Origin of the sequence: Streptomyces sp. NBC_00075 (assembly GCF_045041225.1) — a bacterium.
Lineage (GTDB): Bacteria > Actinomycetota > Actinomycetes > Streptomycetales > Streptomycetaceae > Streptomyces > Streptomyces adonidis.
The window spans coordinates 9438931-9461193 of the sequence record NZ_CP108243.1; the positions used below are offsets into that span (position 1 = coordinate 9438931).

At 72.3% G+C, this 22263-nt stretch carries 17 protein-coding genes; 9 read left to right on the forward strand and 8 right to left on the reverse strand.

The window, feature by feature from the left end; translation table 11 throughout:
* Positions 1-13: 13 nt before the first annotated feature.
* Complete coding sequence (locus OG787_RS41390; RefSeq protein ID WP_405538725.1) at positions 14-1555, reverse strand: ATP-binding protein; 1542 nt, start codon at positions 1553-1555, stop codon at positions 14-16.
* Between the two features lie 37 nt (positions 1556-1592).
* Complete coding sequence (locus OG787_RS41395; RefSeq protein ID WP_105974144.1) at positions 1593-1787, reverse strand: hypothetical protein; 195 nt, start codon at positions 1785-1787, stop codon at positions 1593-1595.
* A 247-nt stretch (positions 1788-2034) separates the two neighbouring features.
* Here OG787_RS41395 and OG787_RS41400 point away from each other — a divergent pair, with 247 nt between their 5' ends.
* From OG787_RS41400 to OG787_RS41420, 5 genes are all read left to right on the forward strand, one after another.
* On the forward strand, positions 2035-2427 hold the full coding sequence (locus OG787_RS41400) for an ankyrin repeat domain-containing protein (RefSeq protein WP_369032091.1): 393 nt from the start codon (positions 2035-2037) through the stop codon (positions 2425-2427).
* Between the two features lie 301 nt (positions 2428-2728).
* Entirely contained in the window at positions 2729-4159 is a 1431-nt protein-coding gene (locus OG787_RS41405; protein WP_405538726.1) for a HEAT repeat domain-containing protein, read from the forward strand.
* A gap of 128 nt (positions 4160-4287) precedes the next feature.
* The gene (locus OG787_RS41410) at positions 4288-5412 is read left to right on the forward strand and encodes a glycosyltransferase family 4 protein (RefSeq protein WP_369032093.1); all 1125 of its coding nucleotides are present in this window, start codon (positions 4288-4290) and stop codon (positions 5410-5412) included.
* Complete coding sequence (locus tag OG787_RS41415) at positions 5409-6611, forward strand: glycosyltransferase (protein ID WP_405538728.1); 1203 nt, start codon at positions 5409-5411, stop codon at positions 6609-6611. Before OG787_RS41410 ends, OG787_RS41415 begins: the two co-directional genes overlap by 4 nt.
* Positions 6608-7465 carry an SGNH/GDSL hydrolase family protein gene (locus OG787_RS41420; RefSeq protein WP_405538729.1) on the forward strand — a complete coding sequence of 286 codons (858 nt, stop codon included), beginning with the start codon at positions 6608-6610 and terminating at the stop codon, positions 7463-7465. The genes OG787_RS41415 and OG787_RS41420 overlap by 4 nt, the downstream gene beginning before the upstream one ends.
* Positions 7466-7891: 426 nt before the next feature.
* On the opposite strand, the gene OG787_RS41425 is transcribed toward OG787_RS41420, so the two are convergent.
* From OG787_RS41425 to OG787_RS41445, 5 genes are read right to left on the reverse strand one after another with little or no spacing between them, the layout of a single operon-like run.
* Positions 7892-8761 (reverse strand): biotin-dependent carboxyltransferase family protein, encoded by an 870-nt coding sequence (locus OG787_RS41425; RefSeq protein ID WP_369032096.1) that lies wholly within the window; start codon positions 8759-8761, stop codon positions 7892-7894.
* Entirely contained in the window at positions 8758-9375 is a 618-nt protein-coding gene (locus OG787_RS41430; RefSeq protein WP_369032135.1) for an allophanate hydrolase subunit 1, read from the reverse strand. Before OG787_RS41430 ends, OG787_RS41425 begins: the two co-directional genes overlap by 4 nt.
* 14 nt (positions 9376-9389) lie before the next feature.
* A complete protein-coding gene (locus OG787_RS41435; protein ID WP_369032097.1) occupies positions 9390-10142 on the reverse strand; it encodes a LamB/YcsF family protein in 753 nt (250 codons plus the stop codon).
* 23 nt (positions 10143-10165) lie between these two features.
* Complete coding sequence (locus tag OG787_RS41440; protein ID WP_405538731.1) at positions 10166-10987, reverse strand: putative hydro-lyase; 822 nt, start codon at positions 10985-10987, stop codon at positions 10166-10168.
* Positions 10984-12303 carry an MFS transporter gene (locus OG787_RS41445; protein ID WP_405538732.1) on the reverse strand — a complete coding sequence of 440 codons (1320 nt, stop codon included), beginning with the start codon at positions 12301-12303 and terminating at the stop codon, positions 10984-10986. Before OG787_RS41445 ends, OG787_RS41440 begins: the two co-directional genes overlap by 4 nt.
* Before the next feature lie 166 nt (positions 12304-12469).
* Between OG787_RS41445 and OG787_RS41450 the strand changes: the two genes are divergently transcribed.
* From OG787_RS41450 to OG787_RS41465, 4 genes are all read left to right on the forward strand, one after another.
* Positions 12470-13165, forward strand: coding sequence for a GntR family transcriptional regulator (locus tag OG787_RS41450; RefSeq protein ID WP_405538733.1), 696 nt, complete (start codon positions 12470-12472; stop codon positions 13163-13165).
* A 134-nt stretch (positions 13166-13299) separates the two neighbouring features.
* Positions 13300-14826 carry a hypothetical protein gene (locus tag OG787_RS41455; protein WP_369032100.1) on the forward strand — a complete coding sequence of 509 codons (1527 nt, stop codon included), beginning with the start codon at positions 13300-13302 and terminating at the stop codon, positions 14824-14826.
* Positions 14827-14938: 112 nt separating this feature from the next.
* Positions 14939-15829, forward strand: a complete 891-nt coding sequence (locus OG787_RS41460) for a hypothetical protein (RefSeq protein ID WP_369032101.1) — start codon at positions 14939-14941, stop codon at positions 15827-15829.
* Positions 15830-15900: 71 nt separating this feature from the next.
* A complete protein-coding gene (locus OG787_RS41465; RefSeq protein ID WP_405538734.1) occupies positions 15901-20604 on the forward strand; it encodes a hypothetical protein in 4704 nt (1567 codons plus the stop codon).
* Between the two features lie 63 nt (positions 20605-20667).
* On the opposite strand, the gene OG787_RS41470 is transcribed toward OG787_RS41465, so the two are convergent.
* Positions 20668-22248, reverse strand: coding sequence for a GMC family oxidoreductase (locus OG787_RS41470; RefSeq protein WP_405538736.1), 1581 nt, complete (start codon positions 22246-22248; stop codon positions 20668-20670).
* Between the last annotated feature and the right edge of the window lie 15 nt (positions 22249-22263).

Consider the following 22263-nt stretch of genomic DNA (forward strand, 5'->3'; position numbering starts at 1 on the left):
CAGGCTGCGGGCCTCACGCCACCGGTTCGTGGTCCGCTTCCACCGGCGCCGACCGCGGCGGCAACAGCTCCAGCACCGCCTGGCGCTGCGCGTCGCTCGTCGCGTCGTCGTGGGGGTCCGGGGTGGCCGGGACCTGGAGGCGGTGGACCGGGCCTGTGCCCAGGCGGGCGTAGCCGCGGCCCGGGGGCATGACCTGGACCGGCGTCGTGTGCGGGGGCGCGCCCAGGACCGCTTCCACCTGGGCGGGAGACACGGCGCCGAGGACGACCCGCGCGCGCGTGTGCTGACGTACGGCGTCGCTCAGGGTGTCCGCGCTGTCGAACTGCTCCGCCACCACGACCGTGACGTTCGCCGCGCGGCCGTGCCGCAGGGGGACCTGCAACAGGAACTGGGGGTCGCGGTGGCCGTCGGCAGAGGCGAGGTGGGCGAGGGCTCCGGGGCGGTCGAGGAGTAGCCAGAGCGGGCGTCGGGTGTCGTCGGGGAGGGGCTGGCCGGCCTGGCGGGCCTGGTTGGCCGCGATCAGCCGGCGTTCCGTCTCGTGAGCGGCCCATTCGAGGCTCGCCAGGGCTCCGGTGGGGGCGCAGTCGACGGCCAGGACGCCGTCCCGGCCGGTCAGGCACGCGTACTCACCGGTGCCGCTGCCGTCGACGATCAGGACATCGCCGTACTGGAGGGCCTGGAGGGCGATCGAGCGCAGGAGTGTCGTGGTGCCGGTGCCGGGCTCGCCCATCACGAGGAGGTGCGGTTCGGTGGAGCGGGGGCCCGTGCGCCAGACGACCGGCGGGACGTCACGCTGCTCCTCGCCGTGGCCGAGGGGGAGCGTGCGCTGGACCTGGGTGGGGTCGGTGAAGCCGAGCACCGTCTCGCCGGGGGACGTGACGAAACGCTGCGCGGCGATGTCGGTGGGGAGCGGCGGCAGGACGTCGACCGTGAGCTGGTTGCCCTCCTCGTCCCACGCGAAGTGGTATTCGCGGCCGCGGCCGGACTTGGCGTGCAGCAACTGCTCGATCCGCGCGCGGGAGTCCGCCTCGCCGTCGGTGAAGTACGCCGGGTAGCGCACCACCAGGTGCGAGACACGGCCGGTGCCGTCGAACTCGTACGACGGGAAGGTCTTCTCCCAGTCGCCGCCGTGGGAGTAGAGGGGATCGGGGTCGTCGGGGGTCGAGAAGTAGGGGACCAGTGCCTCGTGCAGGGACTGGAGGCGCTGGGTCTGGGACTCGTCGGGGCCCTCGGGCTCCGCCGGGGCGCGGTCCCTGCCGTGCCAGGCCGCTGCCGCCATCACCGAGATGACGGCGAGCAGCGGGCCGTACGGCACGAGAGCCACGACCAGGACCATCGAGGCCGCCATGAACAGCAGTGGCCCGCGCTTGTCCTTGGGCGTGTCCGCCCACCTGCGCCGCCCGGCCGCAGCCAGTCTGCGCAGCCCCCGGCTGATCGTGATCAGCGGATGGAGGACATCGGTCGCGCTGTCGGCCGCGGTCCGGGCCAGCTCCCGGCTCCGGGCGATCTGTGCGCTGCCGTTGCTCAGGATGCGGGGGAGGGGGCGCCGGACCACTGCTGTCTCCTGGAGGTGCGTGCGGGCGGGAAGGGCGTCAGAACTTGATTCCGCCGAGCAGGCTCGCCAGGCTCTCGCCGCCGGCCTTGATGCTCGGAGCGATGGCGGTGCTCGCGAGGTAGAAGCCGAAGAGCGCGGCCACGAAGGCGTGTGACGCCTTCAGCCCGTCCTTCTTGAAGAACAGGAAGACGATGATGCCGAGCAGAACGACGCCTGAGATGGAGAGGATCATGAGAGATCTCCTGGTGTGGTGGGGACAGTCACCATGAGTTCTTCCAGGATCACCGCATGTATCCATACGATAAAAGGTGCAATCGAGTGAATTTCGGCGCATTTCACTCCGCTGGCGGACCAGTTCGGTGTCATTCGGTGCCATTCGGGTGTGCTGATCTTTGCTGCCGAGGTGTCGGGCCATGAGCCTGCCGAGCCAGTACGCTGACGATTCACCCGTACGGTTGTAACGAGAGGCGGTCCGGCCGATGAGCGAAGCCCCCGACCCCGATGTCGTGGAGCTGGCGACCAAGATCTTCGACCTGGCCCGGCAGGGGCAGACCGAGGCACTCGTGGCGTACGTCGACGCCGGCGTCCCGGCCGACCTCACGAACGACCGCGGCGACTCCCTGGTGATGCTCGCCGCCTATCACGGGCACGCCGACGCGGTCCGGGCGCTCCTCGCGCGCGGTGCCGACGGGGACCGGGTGAACGACCGGGGTCAGACCCCGCTCGCCGGGGCCGTTTTCAAGGGTGCGCAGGACGTCATCCAGGCACTCCTGGAGGGCGGCGCCAACCCGGCCGCGGGCATGCCCTCGGCCGTCGACACCGCACGGATGTTCGGCAAGACAGAACTGCTTGAGCTGTTCGGCGCGCACTGAGCCGTACACACTGACCAGCTAAGACACGGAAAACGGGGGAGGCGGAACGGGGCCGCCGGAAATACGGTCGCGGCAGCTTGAACAGCCGGGTCATCATGACGTCGTGATTCACGGACGCGATGGCTGGGCAGGTGTTGCCGCACCGCGCGGGCCGTGAGGCGGTCCGCATGGGCCCACCTACGAGAGGCAGAGGAAGATGGTCTACAGCAAGCAGGAAACGGCGGACGCTCCGACGTGTTGTCACGTGGCCAGGTAAAGCAAGATCCCGGTTGCGTCGACGCTTGATGTGAGGCTGTTTCCCATGTTCGATCCGGTCATAGCGCCCAGCGGTACGCTGCTCGGCCTGCTCCAGAGGGGCCGCGGCGACGGCACGCTGCACGCGCTCACCGCACCGCGCGCCGAGGCGCTTGCGGCGCTGAATCAGTGCGTGCTCCGCGACCCCCGCCACGACTGGCAGGTGGAGAACCGCTCCCTTTACTACGCCCGTCTCTATGTCGACCTCCATGGCGAGATGGACGAGATCGAGGCCCATCTCTTCGACGCCGAGGACATCCTCGACACCGACGAGTCACGCACCGGGCTCGCCCTCGCGGTCCTCGGGCACCTCGCCTCGTACGGCAGGCGCGACGCGCTCGAACTGCTGCGCAGGTACGCCGCCACCGGCACCAGCTGGGCCTGGGCGCTGGACGAACTGGCGCTCAGGGACGACGACGCAGGGCTGCGTGCCCTCGCCGCCCCCGTGCTGGCCCGCTTCGGCACCGACGCGGAGGGTGAGGCCGAACTCGCCGCCGCCGTGCGCGACGCATTTGAGCCACGGCCCTGGCGGCTGTGGGCCGACGATCCGCGCGAATCGGTCTCCACGCGCGTGCGTGCCGCTCAGGAGACCGGCTGCTTCGACCGCTGGCAACGCCAGATGCGACCGTCAGGACCCCGACCGGGCTGGAGCGTGCAGGCCGTCTTCGAATGGGCCCAGCAGGGCATCGACCGCGGCGCCGTGCTCCATGTGCCGGCCGCGCGCTGCCTCACGGCTGTGGCGGGCCCAGAGGACCGGCCCCAGATCCTGGAGGCGGCCCGCAGCGGCGGCGACGGCGCCCGCTGTACGGCCCTTCGCTATCTCGCCGACGGCAATGATCCCGACGCCCTCGACCTGATCGAGGGCGCGATCGCCGACGGCACGACGGCCGTCGTGGAGGCCGCCGTCGACTCCTTCGAACGCATGCGCAGTATCGCCGCCGTCGACCGCGCGCGCGGGTGGGTCCACCGGCCCGACCCGCTGGGCGCCGCCGCCGGACGGATGCTCGCCTGCCTGGGCGGCACCCGGGACAGCGACCTCGTCCTCGGCGCCCTCCGGGAGGCCGTACGGGGCGAAGGGCCCGACGCACCGACCTTGTGGACCCTGGTGGACGGCGCGGGACGGCTCGGCATCGTCTGCGCGGCCCCCGTCCTGCGCCATGTGTACCGCGAGACCGCCTCGTCCCATCTGCGTGGCCGGGCCGCCCGGGCCCTCGCCGCCACCGATCCCTCCTTCGCCGCCGGCTTCGCCGTCGAATGCCTGTGGGACTGCGAGGAGACCACCCGCGAGGTCGCCGCCCGGCACGCCGAGACCGGTGACGCCAGGGTCGTCGATCAGCTGCGCCGACTCGCCGCCGACCCGGCCGAGGAGGCCGAGGTCCAGACAGCCGTGAGAAGCCGTATCGGGCCTGATTTCACCCACCGTATGAACGGGGGGTGACCCGGGGACCAGGAGCGTATGGACGCGCGCCGGCCTGCGAGGGGGCGGTGCGCAACGCTCACGGGACGTTCCCCGGCCGGAAAGATCGACGTTGACGCGAGCACGTCCAGTACGGCGACAACACCCCTATGCGTGTCGTCATCGTGACCGAATCCTTTCCCCCCGATGTGAACGGCGTGGCCCACTGCGCGCTCCAGACCGCCCGGCACCTCGTCGATCGCGGTCACGTTCCCCTCGTCGTCGCCCCGGCCACCGCCGCCGGGACCGGGCCCGACGCCTCGGCGCCGTGCCCCGTCGTCCGTGTCCCCTCCCTACCGCTCCCGGGCTACCCCCAGGTCCGCGTCGCCCTCCCCAGCCGACGCGTCGCCGCCGCGATCACCGAGCACCGCGCGGACATCGTCCACCTGGCCAGCCCCTTCATCCTCGGCGTACGCGGCATGGCCGCCGCCGCCCGGCTCGGCATCCCCGCCGTGGCCGTCTATCAGACCGATCTGGCCGGATATGCTCGCACATACGTTCACGCGGGCGAGGCCGCCGCCTGGCGCCGTATCCGCTCCGTCCACGCCGCCGCCGACCTGACCCTCGCGCCGTCCAGCGCGGCCCTGCACGACCTGGAGTCGCACGGCGTGCCCCGGGTCAAGCTGTGGCAGCGCGGGGTGGACACCGTGCGCTTCCGCCCCGAACTGCGCGACGAGGCGATCCGCCGCGAACTCGCCCCGAACGGCGAGCTGATCGTCGGCTACGTCGGCCGGCTCGCCCCCGAGAAGCAGGTCGAACTCCTCGCCGGAGTCTGCGGCCTCGACGGCGTACGGGTCGTCGTCGTGGGCGACGGACCCAGCGAGCCGGGACTGCGCGAACAGCTGCCCGGCGCGGTCTTCCTGGGCCGCCGTACCGGCGACGAACTCGCCCGGATCTTCGCCTCGCTGGACGTCTTCGCGCACACCGGCCCGTTCGAGACCTTCTGCCAGACCGTGCAGGAGGCCATGGCGAGCGGTGTCCCCGTCGTCGCGCCCGCCGCCGGCGGACCGCTCGACCTGGTCGCCCACGGGCGCACCGGTCTGCTGGTCCCGCCGCGCGACGTGGCCGCCGTACGGGACGCGGTGTGGTCCCTGGCCGGTGACCCGGCGCTGCGGGCCGCGTACGGCGCCGCCGCGCGGGCGATGGTCGAGGACCGCACCTGGGCGGCCGTCGGCGACCAGCTCGTCGGGCACTACGCCGACATACTCACCGCGCGGACGGTGGTGGCGGCGTGAACGGCGAGACAGCACGCGGTACGACCGGACCGCTGCGCATCGTCCGGTTGGCGAACTTCGTCGCCCCCGCCTCGGGCGGACTGCGCACCGCGCTGCGCGAACTGGGCACCGGCTACCGGGCCGCCGGGCACGAACCCGTCCTGATTGTCCCCGGCGACCGGGCGAGCGACCGCGACACCGAACAGGGCCGCGTGATCACCCTGCCCGGCCCGTTGCTGCCCGGCACCGGCGGCTACCGCGTCCTCACGGACAAGCGCCGCGTCGCCGCCCTGCTCGAATCACTCGAGCCGGACCGCCTGGAGGTGTCCGACCGGACCACCCTGAGGTGGACCGGCAAGTGGGCGCGACGGGCCCGCGTCCCCGCGGTGATGGTCTCCCACGAGACCGCCGACGGCGTCCTGCGCACCTGGGGCCTGTCGGAGAACCTCTCCCGGCGCGCCGCCGACGCCCTCAACGTCCGTACGGCACACACCTACGCGCGCGTGGTGTGCACCACCGAGTTCGCCGAGCGGGAGTTCGTCCGGATCGGCGCGCGCAATGTCGTACGGGCCCCACTGGGCGTCGATCTTGTCCTGAGGCACCCGTTGCTGCGGGACCCGGAACTGCGGGCGCTCCACGCGCGCGAGGACGAGGTCCTCCTGGTGATGTGCTCCCGGCTGTCCGTCGAGAAGCGGCCCGGAACGGCGCTGGACGCCCTGGAGGCGCTGCGGCGGCGCGGACAGCGGGCGCGGCTCGTGGTCGCCGGGGACGGGCCGCTGCGGGCCCGCCTGGAGCAGCGGGCGCGGGAGCGCGGGCTGCCGGTCACCTTCCTCGGGCACGTCGCCGACCGGGCCCTGCTGGGCGGGCTCCAGGCGTCCGCCGACGTGTGCCTGGCGCCCGGGCCCGCGGAGACGTTCGGGCTCGCCGCGCTGGAGGCGATGGCCTGCGGTACGCCCGTGGTCGTCAGCGCGTCCTCCGCGCTGCCCGAGGTGATCGGGTCCGCCGGGGCCGTCGCCGCCGACGACGGCGAGGCCTTCGCGGACGCCGTACGGCTGCTGCTGGGGCGGCCCGAACGCGAGCGCCGGGAGACGGCACGCGCGCGTGCGGAGTGTTTCGGCTGGTCGGCCGCGGTCGAGGCGTTCCTCGCGGCGCACGACGCGAGGGTGCCGTCCGCAGGTGAGGCGCCCGTGCGGCCCGTGATACCGGAGGGCGTCGGATGAGACCGCTGCGGTTCGTGGCGCTCGGCGACTCCCTGACCGAGGGGGTGGGCGATCCCGTGGACGACGGGTGGCGCGGCTGGGCCGCGCTGCTCGCCGGCGGGTTCGGCGACACGCCGGTCGAGTTCACCAACCTCGCGGTCAGCGGGGCACAGACGCGCGACGTGCTGGAAAAGCAGACACCGGCCGGCCTCGAACTGGAGCCGGACGTCGTGTCCGTCGTCATCGGGGTGAACGACACCCTGCGCCGCACCTTCGACATCCACGCGGTGGCCGCCCGCCTCGACGAGGTGTACGCGGCGTTCACCGAGCGGGGCGCGCTCCTGCTCACGGCGTGTCTACCCGACCCCGGGGCGATGCTGGGACTGCCCGGCGTCCTGGCCAACCCGCTGGCCCGGCGGCAGCGGGCGGTCAACACGGTCGTCCACGCCCTCTCCGAACGCTACGGGGCCGTGCATCTGCACGCTGCCGAGGGCGAGTGGCTCAGCGGACGCGAGATGTGGAGCGCGGACCGGCTGCATCCCGGCGAGCAGGGGCACCGGCAGCTCGCGGTCCGCTTCCACGCGCTGCTCGCGGGGGCGGGCGTCGCGGACGGGGCAGGCCCGTCGGCGGCGCCGGAACGTCCGGCGCCCACCCGGTCGGCCAGCCTGCGCTGGCTGGCCACCGCGGGCACGGGCTGGGTGGCGCGACGCTGCACCGACCTGCTCCCACAACTCCTCCGCCTCGCCGCCCAGGAGGTCCGCCACCGAGCCCGAGGCACCAGTGCCCGCCTCGACCTGGGGGCGTCCCACGCAGTGGCGGCGGCTCTGGCTGCCTTGTCGGTAGCGGAGCATGGGGCTGGGCCGGACGTGGCGTAGGGGCTGTGCCGCGGATCGTTGGAGTGGGCGCCGCGGGGCTCGTGTCCTGGGTGCTCGGGGCACGAGCGCCCGTTTCGATCGGAGATGTCCCACGTGGTGGTGGCGGCTTTGGCTGTTCTGTCGGTCGCGGGGCACCGGGTTGGGCTGGACGTGGCGTAGGGCTTGTGTGGTGTGTCGCGGCGGCGGGTGGTTGCGGCGTCGAGTCGGTGCGGGTGAAGGGGCTCGGGGAGTACCTGGGTTGGGCCGGACGCGGCGTAGGGCCTGCGTGGTGTGTCGGGGCAGAAGGTGATTGCGGTGCCTCGTCGGCGTGGGCGAAGGGGCGCTCGGGGCACGCGTGCTGGTCTCGATCTGGGGGCGTCCCACGCCGTCGGCGGGCCGCCCACGGTCCGCACCTCCGGCTTGGTCCGCCGGACCGGTCCCGCGCGGTCAGCGGCGGCGTACCGGCACGAACCTGACCGGGGTGCCAGGCGCCGCCTGGGCCGCGGCGGGCAGGTCGGTGGTGCGGACGACCGCGATCACCGGATAGCCCCCGGTGGTCGGATGGTCGGCCAGGAAGACCACCGGGCTGCCGTCCGGGGGTACCTGGACCGCGCCCAGGACCATGCCCTCGCTGGGGAGTTCGCCGGAGAAGGCCCTCTCCAGGGAGGGGCCCTCCGTGCGCAGGCCGATGCGGTTGCTCGCGGAGGACACCTGGTAGGTGGACGTGGTGAACGTTCGGAGTGCCGTCGGCGTGAACCAGTCGTCGCGGGGGCCGACTGTCACCCTGAGTATTAGTTCGGCTGGGGGTGCAGGTTGCGGAACGATGTCCACGCGCGCGTGGGCGCCGATCACGTTCCCCAGGGGCAGTACCGCGCCGTCCGTGAGGGGCGGCGGGCCCAGACCGGAGAGCAGGTCGGTGGAGCGGCTGCCGAGTACCGGCTCGACGGCGACTCCGCCGGAGACGGCCACGTAGGTCCGTACCCCGGAGAGGGCCGCTCCGATGTCCAGCAGCGCACCGGCGGGCACCCGTACCGGAGCGCCCCAGGCCACCGGGCGGCCGTCCACCGTGACCGGGCAGGGGGCGCCGCCGACCGCGACGGTGACCGGGCAACGGGGGCGCAGGGCGCAGCCGTTGAGGGTGGTCTCCAGGACCGCCGCCTCGGGCGGGTTGCCGACCAGCCGGTTGACGAGCGCCGCCGCGGGCGCGTCCAGGGCGCCGGAGCGGGGCACCCCGAGATGGGCGTACCCGGGACGCCCCAGATCCTGCACCGTGGTCAGCGCCCCCGCCCGTACGACGGCCAGCGCACGATCGGTCATCGGTGTGCCACCGGGACGAAACGGACCCGGGTGCCCGGCGACAGCAGCGCGGCCGGCACGCGCGCGTGGTCCCACAGGACCGCGTCCGTCGTACCGATCAGCTGCCAGCCGCCCGGCGACGAACGCGGGTACACACCCGTGTACGGGCCCGCCAGCGCCACCGCACCTGCCGGGACGGACGTCCGTGGGGTCGCCCGGCGCGGTACGTCGTAGCGGGAAGGGAGGCCGGTGAGGTAGCCGAAGCCTGGCGCGAAACCGCAGAACGCCACCCGGAACTCGGTGTCCGCGTGGATGCCCGCCACCGCCTCCTCGGACACGTCCCACAGGGCGGCGACATCGGCCAGGTCCGGACCGTCGTAGCGGACCGGGAGTTCTACGACCTCCTGGGTGCGGGGGAGCGCGGGAGGTACCTCGGAGGCGGTCAGTTCGGCGGCCAGGCGGGTGGGGTCGGGCAGGCCGTCGAGGAGGACCGTACGGGCCGCGGGGACGATCTCCCGTACGGCCAGGGTGCCCTCCGCGCGGCGGCGCAGCAGTTCCGCGTGCAGGGCCTGGGCCTCCTCGCCGGAGGAGACCTCGACCAGCAGCGCGTCGTCGCCCACGGGCAGCGCCCGCATCCCGGTCGTCCCGCTCATGTGAAGGCCCCCACGCGGACGCCCGCCGACTCCAGGCGCTCCCGGACCCGGCGGGCCAGCTCCACCGCGCCCGGTGTGTCGCCGTGCACGCACAGGGAGCGGGCATGGACCGCGAGGGGCGTGCCTGAGCGCGACGCGATCACCCCGGTCCGGGCGAGGGTGACGGAGCGGGTCACCACCGCCTCCGGGTCGGTCACCAGCGCCCCGTCCTGGCCGCGCGGCACGAGCGTGCCCTCGTCGGTGTACGCGCGGTCCGCGAACGCCTCAGGGACGGCCGGGAGGCCCGCCGCCCCGGCCAGCTCCAGCAGGCGCGAGCCGGGCAGACCGAGCACCGGCAGGCTGTCGTCGGCCAGCAGCACGCCTTCGACCACCGCCTCAGCCTGCTCCTTGTCGTGCACGACGCGGTTGTAGAGCGCGCCGTGCGGCTTGACGTACGACACGCGCGTGCCCGCCGCTCGCGCGAAGACCTCCAGCGCGCCGATCTGATAGGCCACCTCGGCCGTCAGCTCGTCGGGCGGCACGTCCATCGCGCGCCGCCCGAACCCCGCGAGGTCGCGGTAGGAGACCTGGGCGCCGATCCGTACGCCCCGCTCGGCCGCCAGCTCGCACACTCGGCGCATGGTGACCGCGTCCCCCGCGTGGAAGCCGCAGGCCACGTTGGCGCTGGTGACGACGGACAGCAGCTGTTCGTCGTCGGTCAGCCGCCAGCGGCCGAAGCCCTCGCCGAGGTCGGCGTTGAGGTCGATCATCAGGGACTCCTGTCACGCTCCGGTCAGGCGACGCGGTACTGCTCGTCGCGGGTGTCGGTGAGGAACATCTGGCCCGGCGCGTGGGTGATGGCGAAGGGCGGTCGGGAGGCCATCACCGCGGCCTGCGGGGTCACTCCGCAGGCCCAGAACACCGGGATGTCGTCCGGCGCGAGATCCACCGGATCGCCGAAGTCCGGACGGCCGAGGTCGTCGATGCCGAGCCCCGACGGGTCGCCGCAGTGTACGGGGCTGCCGTGCACCGCCGGGAGCAGACTGCTCTCCCGGATCGCCGCCGCCAGATGCTCCGGCGGCACCGGACGCATGGACACGACCATGGGGCCGTGCAGCCGCCCGGCGGGGCGGCACTGGCGGCCGGTGACGTACATCGGGACGTTGCGGCCCTGCTCGATGTGCCGGATCGGGACGCCCGCCTCCGCGAGCGCCCACTCGAAGGTGAAGCTGCACCCGATGAGGAACGTCACCAGGTCGTCGCGCCAATGGGCGAGCACGTCCGTGGGCTCGTCCACCAGTTCGCCGTCCCGCCAGACCCGGTAGCGCGGCAGATCGGTGCGCAGGTCCGCGCCCTCGGCGAGGACGGTGGTGCAGGAACCGGCGTCCGTGACGTCCAGGACCGGGCAGGGCTTCTGGTTGCGCTGGCAGAACAGCAGCATGTCGTACGCCCAGTCCGCGGGCACCGATATCAGGTTGGCCTGGGTGTGGCCGGCCGCGACGCCCGCGGTCGGTCCCGTGAGGCCCGCGCGGAAGCGGGCTCGCGCGGTTTCCGGGCTCCACGCGTGCGCGTGCTCGTCGACGAGGGTCAGGGGGCGGTCTTCCGTACGGTTCACTGGAGTTCCTTCCCTTGGGTCTCCGGCAGCCCGAGCAGTGCCAGGGCGGCGATGCCGTACCCGATCGCGCCGAAGACCAGTGCGCCGCCCACACCCCAGCTGTCGGCCAGGAAGCCGACCGTGGTGGGGAAGACGGCGCCGACGGCCCGGCCGGTGTTGTAGGTGAAGCCCTGTCCCGTGCCGCGTACGGCCGTCGGGTACAGCTCGCTCAGATAGGAGCCGAAGCCGCTGAAGATCGCCGACATACAGAACCCGAGCGGGAAACCGAGCACCAGGAGAAGGGTGTTGGCGCCGTTCGGGATGTTCGCGTAGGCGAGGATGCACAGCGCCGAGAGGACCGCGAAGAGCCAGATGTTGCGCCTGCGGCCGATCCGGTCGGTGAGGTAACCGCCGGTCAGATAGCCGATGAAGGCCCCGGAGATCAGGAACGTGAGGTAGGAACCGGTGCCGACGACCGACAGTCCGCGTTCCGTCTTGAGGTAGGTGGGCACCCAGGTCGCGAGGGTGTAGTAGCCGCCCTGGACACCGGTGGACAGCAGCCCCGCGAAGATCGTGATCCGCAGCAGTCCGGGTACCTCGGCCGTGCCGGGCCTGAATATCTCCTTGAACGAGCCCTTGTTGGGGTTCTTCTCGCGCTCGGCGACCGCGCGGGGCGCGTCCTGCACCGAGCGGCGCACCCAGACGACGAGCAGCGCGGGCAGTGCGCCGGTCCAGAACATCACGCGCCAGGCCAGGTCGTCGTCGAGGAACGTGAAGACCGTGGTGTAGACGACCACGGCCAGGCCCCAGCCCACGGCCCAGGAACTCTGGATCGCGCCGAGCGTACGGCCGCGGTGCTTCGGGCTCGCGTACTCGGCCACCAGGATCGCGCCGACGGCCCACTCACCGCCGAAACCGAGGCCCTGGAGGGCGCGGAACACCAGCAGCGTCTCGTAGTTGGGCGCGAAGCCGCAGGCCACGGTGAAGACCGCGTACGTGATCACCGTGATCATCAGTGCCTTGACCCGGCCGATCCGGTCCGCGAGCACACCCGCGCCGGCGCCGCCGATCGCGGAGACGACCAGGGTGACGGTGGTGAACAGCCCGGTCTGACCGCTGTTCAGACCGAAGTACGCGGACAGCGCCACCATGCTCAGCGGCAGCGTGAAGTAGTCGTACGAGTCCAGGGCATAGCCGCCGAACGCACCGCCGAAGGCGCGGCGACCGCGCGGACCCAGCGCCCGCAGCCAGGCGAACGCGCCTTCGTCGACGGCGGGTTCAGCCGCTCCGGGGAGGGACTCGGTGGTCAGGGCCTGCGGTGGAGGGGTCGTGCTCATGGGCACCTCGCAGTTGAGGGACGGAGGGTGCTTCAGGAATGAGCAGTGCGGGAGCGGTCGGCACCGCGTGGATCCGGCGGTGCCTGTCCAGCAAGGTAGAGGATCGTTGAACGATCCCTCAATACCCATGTTGTTTCGTTCTTGTATCTACGATTGAATTCCAGGCATGGCAGAGCAGTTGACGGGACTGGCCGACGACCGCGCGCTCCTCGGGCGCACCAGCACCGCCGAGCGGGTCTCGGACATCCTCAGGAGCCGGATCGCCGACGGGTACTTCCCGCCCGGGACCCGGCTCTCCGAGGACAGCATCGGAGGCGCGCTCGGCGTCTCCCGCAACACGCTGCGCGAGGCGTTCCGGCTGCTCACGCACGAACGCCTGCTGATCCATGAGCTGAACCGAGGGGTCTTCGTGCGGGTCCTCACGGTCGAGGACGTCGAGGACATCTACCGCACCCGCGCCCTCGTCGAGTGCGCCGTCGTCCGCGGCCTCGGTGAGCCGCCGTACGCCCTGGAGAACCTCGCCGCGGCCGTCGAGGAGGGGCAGCGGGCGGCGCGCGAGGGTGACTGGAAAGGGTTGGGTACGGCCAACATCCACTTCCACCGCGAACTCGTCGCGCTGGCCGGCAGCGCCCGCACCGACGAACTGATGCGCAGCGTCTTCGCGGAACTCCGCCTGGCCTTCCATGTCGTGGACGACCCGCGACGCCTGCACGAGCCCTATCTCGCGCGCAACGAACAGATACTGCGGGCACTCCAGGAGGGCGACCGGGAGCGGGCCGAGGGGCTGCTTTCGGTCTATCTCGACGACTCGCTCGAACGGGTTGTCGAGGTGTACCGGCGGCGGGTGGGCGAGGACGGGTAGGTGGCGCGTGGTGCGGGGCAGGGTGCGTCCGGGCTGCTCGTGGCGAGGTGACGCCGGGGCGCCATGGCGTGGGACGGCGGGTCGCTTCTGAGTCGTTTGGGCCGTTGTCAGACCGAGGACCTAGTCTGTGCAGCGTGACTTCGCCTGCATCGACGGACAGTGTTCCGCCCCAGCTCAGCGCGGGGCCGCGCCCCGCTCCGGGCCCGGCCGCCGACGAGGGACTGGCGCGGCGCCTGCGCGCGCTCGCCTGCACCGCCCCGCTCCACGACCTGGACGCACGCAAGGCGAATCTCGCGGGCGAGTACTCGGTGTACGGCATGGCGGAGGTGGCCCTCGCGGCCATCGACCTGGTCACCCTGAACATGGACTTCGACACCGGCGCCGACCACGACCAGATCGTCGCCCGGCTCATCCCGCGCATCGCCGCCCAGGCCCCGCAGCGGCCCGTCACCGAGCACGAGCGCGTCGCCCGCTGGGTCCTGGAGAACCTGATCAACGTCGGCAGCGTCGACCGCGGCTTCCGGGCCGTATACGGCACGTTCTCGCCGGACGGCACCTATGTACGCCGCGACTACGACTTCAAGCTGATCGAAGAGGTCCCGGGATACGGCGGAAGCGTCTATCTCCGTACGACGGATGAGGCGGTCAACGTACTCGTCGGCGCCCTCGACACGGACGTCACCAGCGCCCAGATCGCCGCCGAGGTCAAGCTGGAGGTGCTCATCAGCCGGGGCCGGCTGGCCGACGCCCAGCTCGCCGCGGAGCAGGCCCGCTACCGGACCGTGCAGTACTCGGAGGTCCTGCGCAGGGCACTGGACGCGACCCGGCGCAACGTACGCGCGGTGGACTGGCTCCAGACCGTCCCCGACATGATCGCCGAGGCGCTCGACCATGTCGCCGACCGGTATCGCCACGAGAACGCGATCCTGACCAACATCCGCAAAGCCCGTGACGAGTCCGAGGACCCGGAGCAGAAGCGGCGCGCCGCCGAACTCGTCGACATCGTCAAGGACTGCATCCGCCGGCACACGCAGCTCCAGTCCCGACTGCTGGAAGCGGGGCCGCTGTTCCGCGCGGAGCAGGATCGGCAGGCCTTCGCCACGCCGATGACGTCGTCGGGGATCGATCTGTACGGCCATCTGGTTTCCCCGGTGCTGCCGTTGCCCCTTGAGCAGGCGGTGCGGGTCACGGACGCGTTCTTCGCGCGCGGGACGGGGCTTCGTACGCCGGTGTCGGTCCGGGTCGGCGACCTCGTCGACATACTGCTGACGCCTCCGCTGGAACGGGAGCATCTCGGGGCGGAGATGCCGGAGCCGGATCTGATCGCCACGCCTGACGACAGTCGGTTCAGTGAGGAGCAGTTGGCGTCGGCGATGGAGTTGCTGGATCTGCCCGCGGATGCTCCTCGGCGGTTGTCGGGGTTGTTGGCGGAGGCGCGGCTCCGGGATGCGGAGCTTCCCTATCTGGTGGCGTTGTTGGCCGTTCATGCGGCCAGTCCGCCGGTGGGGACGGCTTATCGGCAGGGTGAGGAGAAGTTGTTGTTCGCTGTCGATGACGGGACGGAGTTGGACGATCCGGAGTTCGGGGGCGCCGATCTGATTGTGGGGATGGCGTTGCTGGATGCGGTGGGGATGGCGGCGGGGAGGTCGGAGGCGGCGTGATGTGGCTGAGGTTGTCGGTTGGCTGCGGGTCCGTTGTGGCTTGTCGCGCAGTTCCCCGCGCCCCTGACCAAGTCACCTGCCCGCCTGCTTACAAGATCAAGGAGTTTCAGCTGTGAACGAGCAGGTCGAGTGGAGTGAGCCGGAGGCTGTTGCCGCGTCGGCTGCTGTTGCCGCCGTCATTACTCCTGGCGATGCCGCCGACGCCGCTCGGCTGGTTGCCTTCGGGCTTCAGCCCAAGTTGCAGGCTGCTCGGGATCAGGAGTACGCCGAGTTGTTGCGGCGGTATCGGGAGGAGTCGGCCTTTGCCCGGCTCGCCGACGCTGTTGCCGCCGGGCTCGGGCTGGTCGTGCTGGAGGTGTCCCCGCGCGCGGGGATGGCCGTGACCGCTGCCGAGGACTCCGTTTTCGCCGTGCGGATGGGCGACTACGCCCGTCGTACGTCCGCCGACGGGTCGGACCGGTTTCTGCACGGGCTCGCCCATCTCGCCGTCGCCGCCATGGCGTTTCCACGGCCCGAGGATCTCGCCGACGACGGCTACATCGGGCGCGTCACCGTCAACGGCGTCGAGGCCTTCGTACGGCAGGCATGTCGGCGGCTGGAGGAGCGGGCCGAGGCGCAGGGGGAGAACACCGACCCGGCCAGTGACGCCCCGGGGCTGGAGGCCGCTTGGCGGATCTGGATGAGGCGGAGTGCGACGGGGGCCACCAAGGACGCGCGCAGACCGGCCAGTTCGACCACCGGCATCGTCGGCAAGGCCGTCGCGTTCCTCACCGACTCCGGCTTCCTCCAGCGGACGGGTGACGACAACGGCGGTACGTATCGGACGACGGCTCGTTACCAGCTCCAGGTGCGGGACATGGCCGGCAACGCCGCCATGGCCGAACTGCTGGAGCTGGGTGTCGTGCCGGTCACCGACGGGACGCCGACGCTGCTGCCCGCCGAGGAGACCGACGACCTGGAGCTGGTGGCCGACGCCGGACTGCCCTTCCACCACTCGTCCTGACCTGCCGCTCCGACTCCCTGCCTGTTTGATCCCACAACCCGACTACTCCCTTACGACTACGAGAGTCCGCCATGTACGAGCTGTCCCGGGTCCGCCTCTACTCCATCGGTCCTGCCGGTGCGCGCTACGCCGACACCGTGCTTGACCTGCGGGGTGTCGGCGAGCCGGTGCCCGACCCCGCGCCCACCCAGGCGGAGTTCTTCGAGGACGAGCCCGTCGGACCGCCGCGCCGGCCCGCGCCCGCGGGTGTGCTCTTCCTGGAGAACGGCGGCGGGAAGTCCGTACTCCTCAAGCTGATCTTCTCCGTGATGCTGCCGGGGCACCGCAACACGCTCGGTGGGGCCAGCTCCGGTGTGCTGCGGAAGTTCCTGCTCGCCGACGACTGCGGCCACGTGGCCCTGGAGTGGCAGCACACGCTCACCGGTGAGCTGGTGGTGGTCGGCAAGGCGAGCGAGTGGCGGGGACGGCAGGTCTCCAACGATCCGCGGAAGTTCGCCGAGGCCTGGTACTCCTTCCGGCCCGGCCCCGGGCTGAGCCTCGACAACCTTCCCGTCGCCGAGTCCACCGCCGTACGGCCGCCGGTGGAGGGCGCCTCCGGGGCCCAGGGGCGGCGCCGGACGATGAAGGGCTTCCGGGACGCGATCACCGAGGCGGGCAAGGCGTACCCGCACCTCGAAGTGCACTGGGAAGAGATCCACGACCGCTGGATCGAACACCTCGGGGAGCTGGGGCTCGACCCCGAACTCTTCCGCTACCAGCGGGAGATGAACGCCGACGAGGGCGAGGCCGCCGGCCTCTTCGCGGTCAAGAAGGACTCCGACTTCACCGACCTGCTGCTGCGCGCGGTCACCGACACCCGGGACACCGACGGGCTCGCCGACCTGGTCGGCGGCTTCGGCAACAAGCTGGGGCGACGGTCCGAACTGATCGCCGAACGCGACTTCACCGCCGGGTCCGTCGACCTGCTCGGACGGATCGTCGAGGCAGCGGAAGCGCGGTCCCGCGCGCGGGACATCCACGCGGGCGCCGAACGGCGTACGCGCACCCTCGCCCGGCGACTGTCCGCGCGGGGCGTCCAGGAGCGCGTCCGGGCCGGCGATCTCGCCCAGCGGGTTACCGCCGCCGCGTACGCCGTCACCCACTCCGAGGGCGGGCGGGAACGCAGTGCGCTGATCGCCGCCGAACTCGCCTTCCGGCACGCCTCGCTGGCACTCGCGGCCGCGGAGAAGACGGCCGCCGCGCAGAAGCGTGAACTCGCCGACGCGCGCACCATGCACTCCGCCTGGCAGGCCGCCGAGGTCGTTCTGCGTCACCGCGCCGCCGCCGACCGCTCCGCGCGCGTGGCCGTCGCGATCCGCGAGGCCGAGCGGGACGCGGCCCCGGCGCTCGCCGCCCGCGCCAAGGCCGCCGTCGATCTCGTACGGGCGCTGCACTCGGCGGCGGAAGGCGCGGAGGCGCTCGCCAACGAGGAGGAGGAGCGGTCCGCCGTCCTCCAGGAGGCCGGCGAGGCCGCGCACCGGGACTCGACCGGCGCCGCCACCGAGGCACAGCGCGCCCGCAGCGAGGTCGGGCATCTGAGGCAGCGGCTCAGCGAGGTCGAACAGGAGACCGCCGAGGCGGTCCGCGCGGGCTGGCTCGACGACAGCGCTCCCGACGCGGATCCCGCGCGGGCCGCGCTCGCCGCCAGCGACGCCGAGAAGACGGCCGTCGAGGCCTGGGACACCACCCGCGAGGCCTCCAGGCGGGCCTCCGAGCACGCGCGTGAGGCGGCGTCCGCCGAGTCCCGCGCGGAGCTGACGGCCGCCCGCGCGGCGGACGCCGCCACGGCTGCCGAGCGCGCGTACGACGCCGAGCAGCGCACCGCCGAGGCCCTGGCGGCCGAGGAACGGCTCGCCGAGCTGCTGAGCCTGCCGTCCGTCGGCGGGGCACGGCAGCGGGCCGCGCTGCCGCACCAGCACGGTGCGAGCGAAGGCCGCGGTGGCGGTGCGGAAGTGGCTGGGGAGGGCGGGAAGGGCGCATCCCGGGCCTTCGACGAAGGTCCCCTGACCCCCGAGGAACTGGACCGCTTCGCCGACGAACTCCGCGAGCTGCTCGACGACGGTGTCACCTCCGCCGAGCGGCAGCTCTTCGAGCTGCGGACCGCCGCGGCCGACGACGCCCGCATCCTCGGCGCACTCGGCGACGGTGGACTGCTGCCGCCCGGCCCCGACGTACTGGCCACGGTCGAGTTCCTCGGCGAGCACGGCATCCCCGCGCTGCCCGGCTGGCGCTATCTCGCCCAGGCCGTCGACCCCGCCGACCACGCGCGCGTGCTCGCCGCCCGACCGGAGCTGGTCGACGGCGTCGTCATCACCGACCCCGGCACGCACGCGCGTGCCCGCGAGGCCCTCACCGACGCGGCCCTGCTGCCCCGGTCGGCCGTCGCGGTCGGTACGGCAGCCGCCCTCCTCGCCCCGACCCCGGCCCCCGGACCGGGCGACGGCGACGTGTTCCTCGTACCGCCGAACCCCGCCATGCACGACGAGCACGCCGCTGACGAGGAGCGGCAGGCGCTGCGGGCCCGGGCGGGGGAGCGGGAGGAGGAGATCCGCACGCTCGCGGCGCGGCTCGGGAAGGACCGAGAGCTGGCCGCACGGCTCACCTCCTGGCGTGCGGGCTGTCCGGCCGGGCGGCTCGTCGAGCTGGGCCAGGCCGCTCGCGACGCGCGGGCCTTCGCCGAGGAGGCCGAGGCCGAGCTGGCCGAGGCGCGGACCGTGCGGGCCGAGGCCGACGAGGTGGCGGGCGAGGCGTCCCGGGTGCGGGACGAGCGGCAGGAGGCCGCTCAGCGGGCCCGCCGCGCCGCCGACGCGCTCGCCGGACTGGCCTACCGGCTGCGCGAACGCGCCGGCTGGCAGGTCAAGGTACGTGAACTGGCCGACGAGGCCGTCGAGTCGGAGGCCCGCGCGCAGGTCTGCCTGGAGCGTGCCCGGTCCGCCGACGAGGACCGGCGCGCCGCCCAGCGCGCCGCCGACGACGCGCGCCGTACGGCCCGCGCCCTGCGCGCCGAGCGCGCGGAGATCGCGGGCGCCCCCGACGACGTACCGGAAGCCGACGAGGACGCCGCCAAATCGTCGCTACCGGCCCTCCGCGAGGCCTATCGGGCCGCCTCCCAGCTCTACGAGAAGGTCGGCGTCGGGGCCGACCTGCGTGCGGAACAGGCGCGGGCCGAGAGCGAGGAGAGCGCCAGTCGTGCGGAGCTGGACCGGCTGAGCAACAAGGTGCGTACGCGCGCCGAGCAGATGCTCCAGTCGCCCGACGGATCCGACGGACCGTCCCGTCAGGCCGCCTCCGCGCGAGCGGAGGAGCTGGTACAGCTGCTGGAGACCCGGGTGTCCACCGCCAGCGAGCAGCTCGGACGGCTGCGCGGTGAGGCCGAGCGGCACGCGCCCGAGGACGGCGAGGCGCACACCGAACTGGCCGAGGAACTCGTCCCGCGCGACGCCGAGCACGCCCAGGCCCTGCTGCGCACCGCCACCGGCGAACTCGCCTCCCGTACCGAGGCGTTGACGCAGGCCAGGGAGGCGCACGCCGAACTGCTCGACGCCCACCGGGCGGCCGAGGACGCGGCAGGCGGGTTCGACGAGATCGCCGCCATGCTCCGCGACCTGCTGCGCGAGCACACCTCGGACGACGATCAGGAGGCCCAGGAGCCCTACCCCGGCAGCCCCGAGGAGGCCCGCCACTCGGCCGCCGAGGCCCGCCGCTCCGTGCGCGGCTGCGCCGCCGACCTGTCCGCCGCCGAGGGCGCCGTGCGCGAGGCGAGCGACATCCTCGTACGACATGCCAACTCGACGCGGTACGAGGCCGTACGCACCCCTGCCCGCCAGCAGATCCGCGAGCTGCCCGCCTCCGCGCTGCCCGAGCACGCGCAGAAGTGGGCGGACGCCTTCGCGCCCCGACTCCGGGTCCTGACCGACGAGTTGGCGCAGCTGGAGCGGAACCGGGACTCGATCGTGGACCGGCTGCGCGGGCTCGTGGAGTCGGCGCTGGCCACCCTGCGGTCCGCGCAGCGGCTGTCCCGGCTGCCCGAGGGCCTCGGCGAGTGGTCCGGGCAGGAGTTCCTGCGCATCCGGTTCGAGGAGCCCGACCAGGCCACGCTCACGGAGCGGCTCGGTGAGGTCATCGACGAGGCGACCCGGGCGGCCGTGAAGAAGAACTCCGACCTGCGCCGGGACGGCATGTCCCTGCTCCTGAGGGGAGTCGGCGCCGCCCTCCAGCCCAAGGGCATCGCCGTCGAGATCCTCAAGCCCGACGCCGTCCTGCGCGCCGAGCGCGTGCCCGTCGGGCAGATGGGCGACGTGTTCTCGGGCGGCCAGTTGCTCACCGCGGCCATCGCCCTGTACTGCACGATGGCCGCCCTGCGCAGCAACGACCGGGGCCGGGACAAGCACCGGCACGCCGGCACACTGTTCCTCGACAACCCCATCGGCCGCGCCAACGCGACCTACCTGCTGGAACTCCAGCGAGCGGTGTCCGACGCGCTGGGCGTCCAACTCCTCTACACCACCGGCCTGTTCGACACGACTGCCCTCGCCGAGTTCCCCCTCGTCATCCGCCTCCGCAACGACGCCGACCTCCGCGCGGGCCTGAAGTACATCAGCGTGGAGGAACACCTCCGCCCGGGCCTGCCGCAGCCGCCCGTGGAGGGGGAGGGGGACGCGGTGCACAGCGAAATCACGGCGACGCGAATGTTCAAGCGCCCGACACAGTCGACTCCCTCAGGGGCAACCCCCTAGGGGCGCGGGGAACTGCGCGACCAGCCACAGCGGCGCAGCAGTTCCCCATGATCCGCACCACCCCTATGCGTCCCCCTTCAAAAGGTCCGCACATTTCTCCCCGATCATCATCGTCGTAATACACGGATTCACAGACACCAACTCCGGCATCACAGACCCGTCAACAACCCGCAACCCCTCAACCCCCTTCACCCGCAACCGCGCATCCAGCGGAGCCGACGCGTCATCATCCGCCCCCATCTTCACCGTGCAGGCCGGGTGATAAACGGTGTTGTGGGTCTTGTGGATGTAGTCCAACAACTCCTCGTCCGTCCGGACATCCGGCCCGGGGGCAAGCTCCGCCCCCGCCCACCCGCTCAGCGCGGGCTGCGCGGCGATACGACGTGCCAGCTTCAGCCCGTACGTCATCACGCGCGCATCGTGCTCGTGGGTGAAGTACCGCGGATCGACCATCGGCTTGTCGCGGTAGTCGCGGGTGCGCAGCCGCACCGTGCCGCGCGACTTCGCCCGGGTCACATTGGGAGTCAGGCAGAACGCGTTCTCCGAGGTCGGATAGCCCCAGCGCGCCGTGTTCATGTCGAACGGCACCGAGCCGTAGTGGAACATCAGGTCGGGCCGGTCCAGGCCCGGTTCGGTGTCGTAGAAGATGCCCGCCTCCCACCACTGACTGGACGTCGTGGTCATCGGCTGCTTGGCGTCCCACATGATGACGCCCTCGGGGTGGTCCTGGAGGTTCTCACCGACGCCCGGCGAGTCCACGACCACGTCGACGCCCACCTCGCGCAGTTGCTCGGCCGGTCCGATGCCGGACAGCATCAGCAGCTTCGGGGTGTCGATCGCGCCGCACGACACAACGACCTCGCGGCGCGCCCGTACGGTCCGGGTGTGGATCAGATCCGGGTCGAGATACTCGGCCCCCACGCAGCGCCGCCCGTCCAGCACGAGCCGCTTCGCCCGCACCCCTGTCCGCACCTCCAGGTTCGGTCGCTTGTCCATGACCGGGTGGAGATAGGCGACCGAGGACGACTGACGGATGTTGTTCTCGTCGGAGTTGATCTGGAACCAGTTGGCCCCGCGGACCACGGTGTCGCCGGTGTTGAAGGGCGTGATCGGGATGCCCGCCTGCGCGCACGCCTCCAGCAGGGCATTGCCGCACGGGTCCTCGCCCTTCAGCGTACGGAGCTTCACCGGGCCGGTGCGGCCGTGGTGGTCGCCGGGGGCGTCGTTGGTCTCCAGGCGCTGGTAGAGCGGGAAGAGGTCGGCCGCGCTCCAGCCCGTACAGCCCGCCGCCGCCCAGTCGTCGAGATCCTCGGCAGGGGCCCAGAAGGCGATGCAGGAGTTGTGGGACGAGCAGCCGCCGAGCACCTTCGCACGGGCGTGCCGCATGAAGCTGTTGCCGCTGGACTGCGGTTCGACCGGGTAGTCCCAGTCGTAGCCGGACTCCAACAGGCCCATCCAGCGCTCCAGTTTGAGGACGTCGTCGTCGCCGACGTCGCTCGGGCCCGCCTCCAGCACGCACACGGTGACGGCCGGGTCCTCCGAGAGCCGCGCCGCCACCACGTTCCCCGCGGTGCCGCCGCCCACCACCACATAGTCGAACTCCTCGGTGTTCAGGAGCGGTTGGTCCATGAGTGGTTGGTCCATGAGCGGGTGACCTCC

Coding starts and splice junctions, on each gene's coding strand:
- OG787_RS41395 (WP_105974144.1), bottom strand. CDS start 1,787: ATGATCCTCTCCATCTCAGGCGTCGTTCTGCTCGGCATCATCGTCTTC.
- OG787_RS41400 (WP_369032091.1), top strand. CDS start 2,035: ATGAGCGAAGCCCCCGACCCCGATGTCGTGGAGCTGGCGACCAAGATC.
- OG787_RS41405 (WP_405538726.1), top strand. CDS start 2,729: ATGTTCGATCCGGTCATAGCGCCCAGCGGTACGCTGCTCGGCCTGCTC.
- OG787_RS41410 (WP_369032093.1), top strand. CDS start 4,288: ATGCGTGTCGTCATCGTGACCGAATCCTTTCCCCCCGATGTGAACGGC.
- OG787_RS41420 (WP_405538729.1), top strand. CDS start 6,608: ATGAGACCGCTGCGGTTCGTGGCGCTCGGCGACTCCCTGACCGAGGGG.
- OG787_RS41425 (WP_369032096.1), bottom strand. CDS start 8,761: ATGACCGATCGTGCGCTGGCCGTCGTACGGGCGGGGGCGCTGACCACG.
- OG787_RS41430 (WP_369032135.1), bottom strand. CDS start 9,375: ATGCGGGCGCTGCCCGTGGGCGACGACGCGCTGCTGGTCGAGGTCTCC.
- OG787_RS41435 (WP_369032097.1), bottom strand. CDS start 10,142: ATGATCGACCTCAACGCCGACCTCGGCGAGGGCTTCGGCCGCTGGCGG.
- OG787_RS41445 (WP_405538732.1), bottom strand. CDS start 12,303: ATGAGCACGACCCCTCCACCGCAGGCCCTGACCACCGAGTCCCTCCCC.
- OG787_RS41450 (WP_405538733.1), top strand. CDS start 12,470: ATGGCAGAGCAGTTGACGGGACTGGCCGACGACCGCGCGCTCCTCGGG.
- OG787_RS41465 (WP_405538734.1), top strand. CDS start 15,901: ATGTACGAGCTGTCCCGGGTCCGCCTCTACTCCATCGGTCCTGCCGGT.
- OG787_RS41470 (WP_405538736.1), bottom strand. CDS start 22,248: ATGGACCAACCACTCATGGACCAACCGCTCCTGAACACCGAGGAGTTC.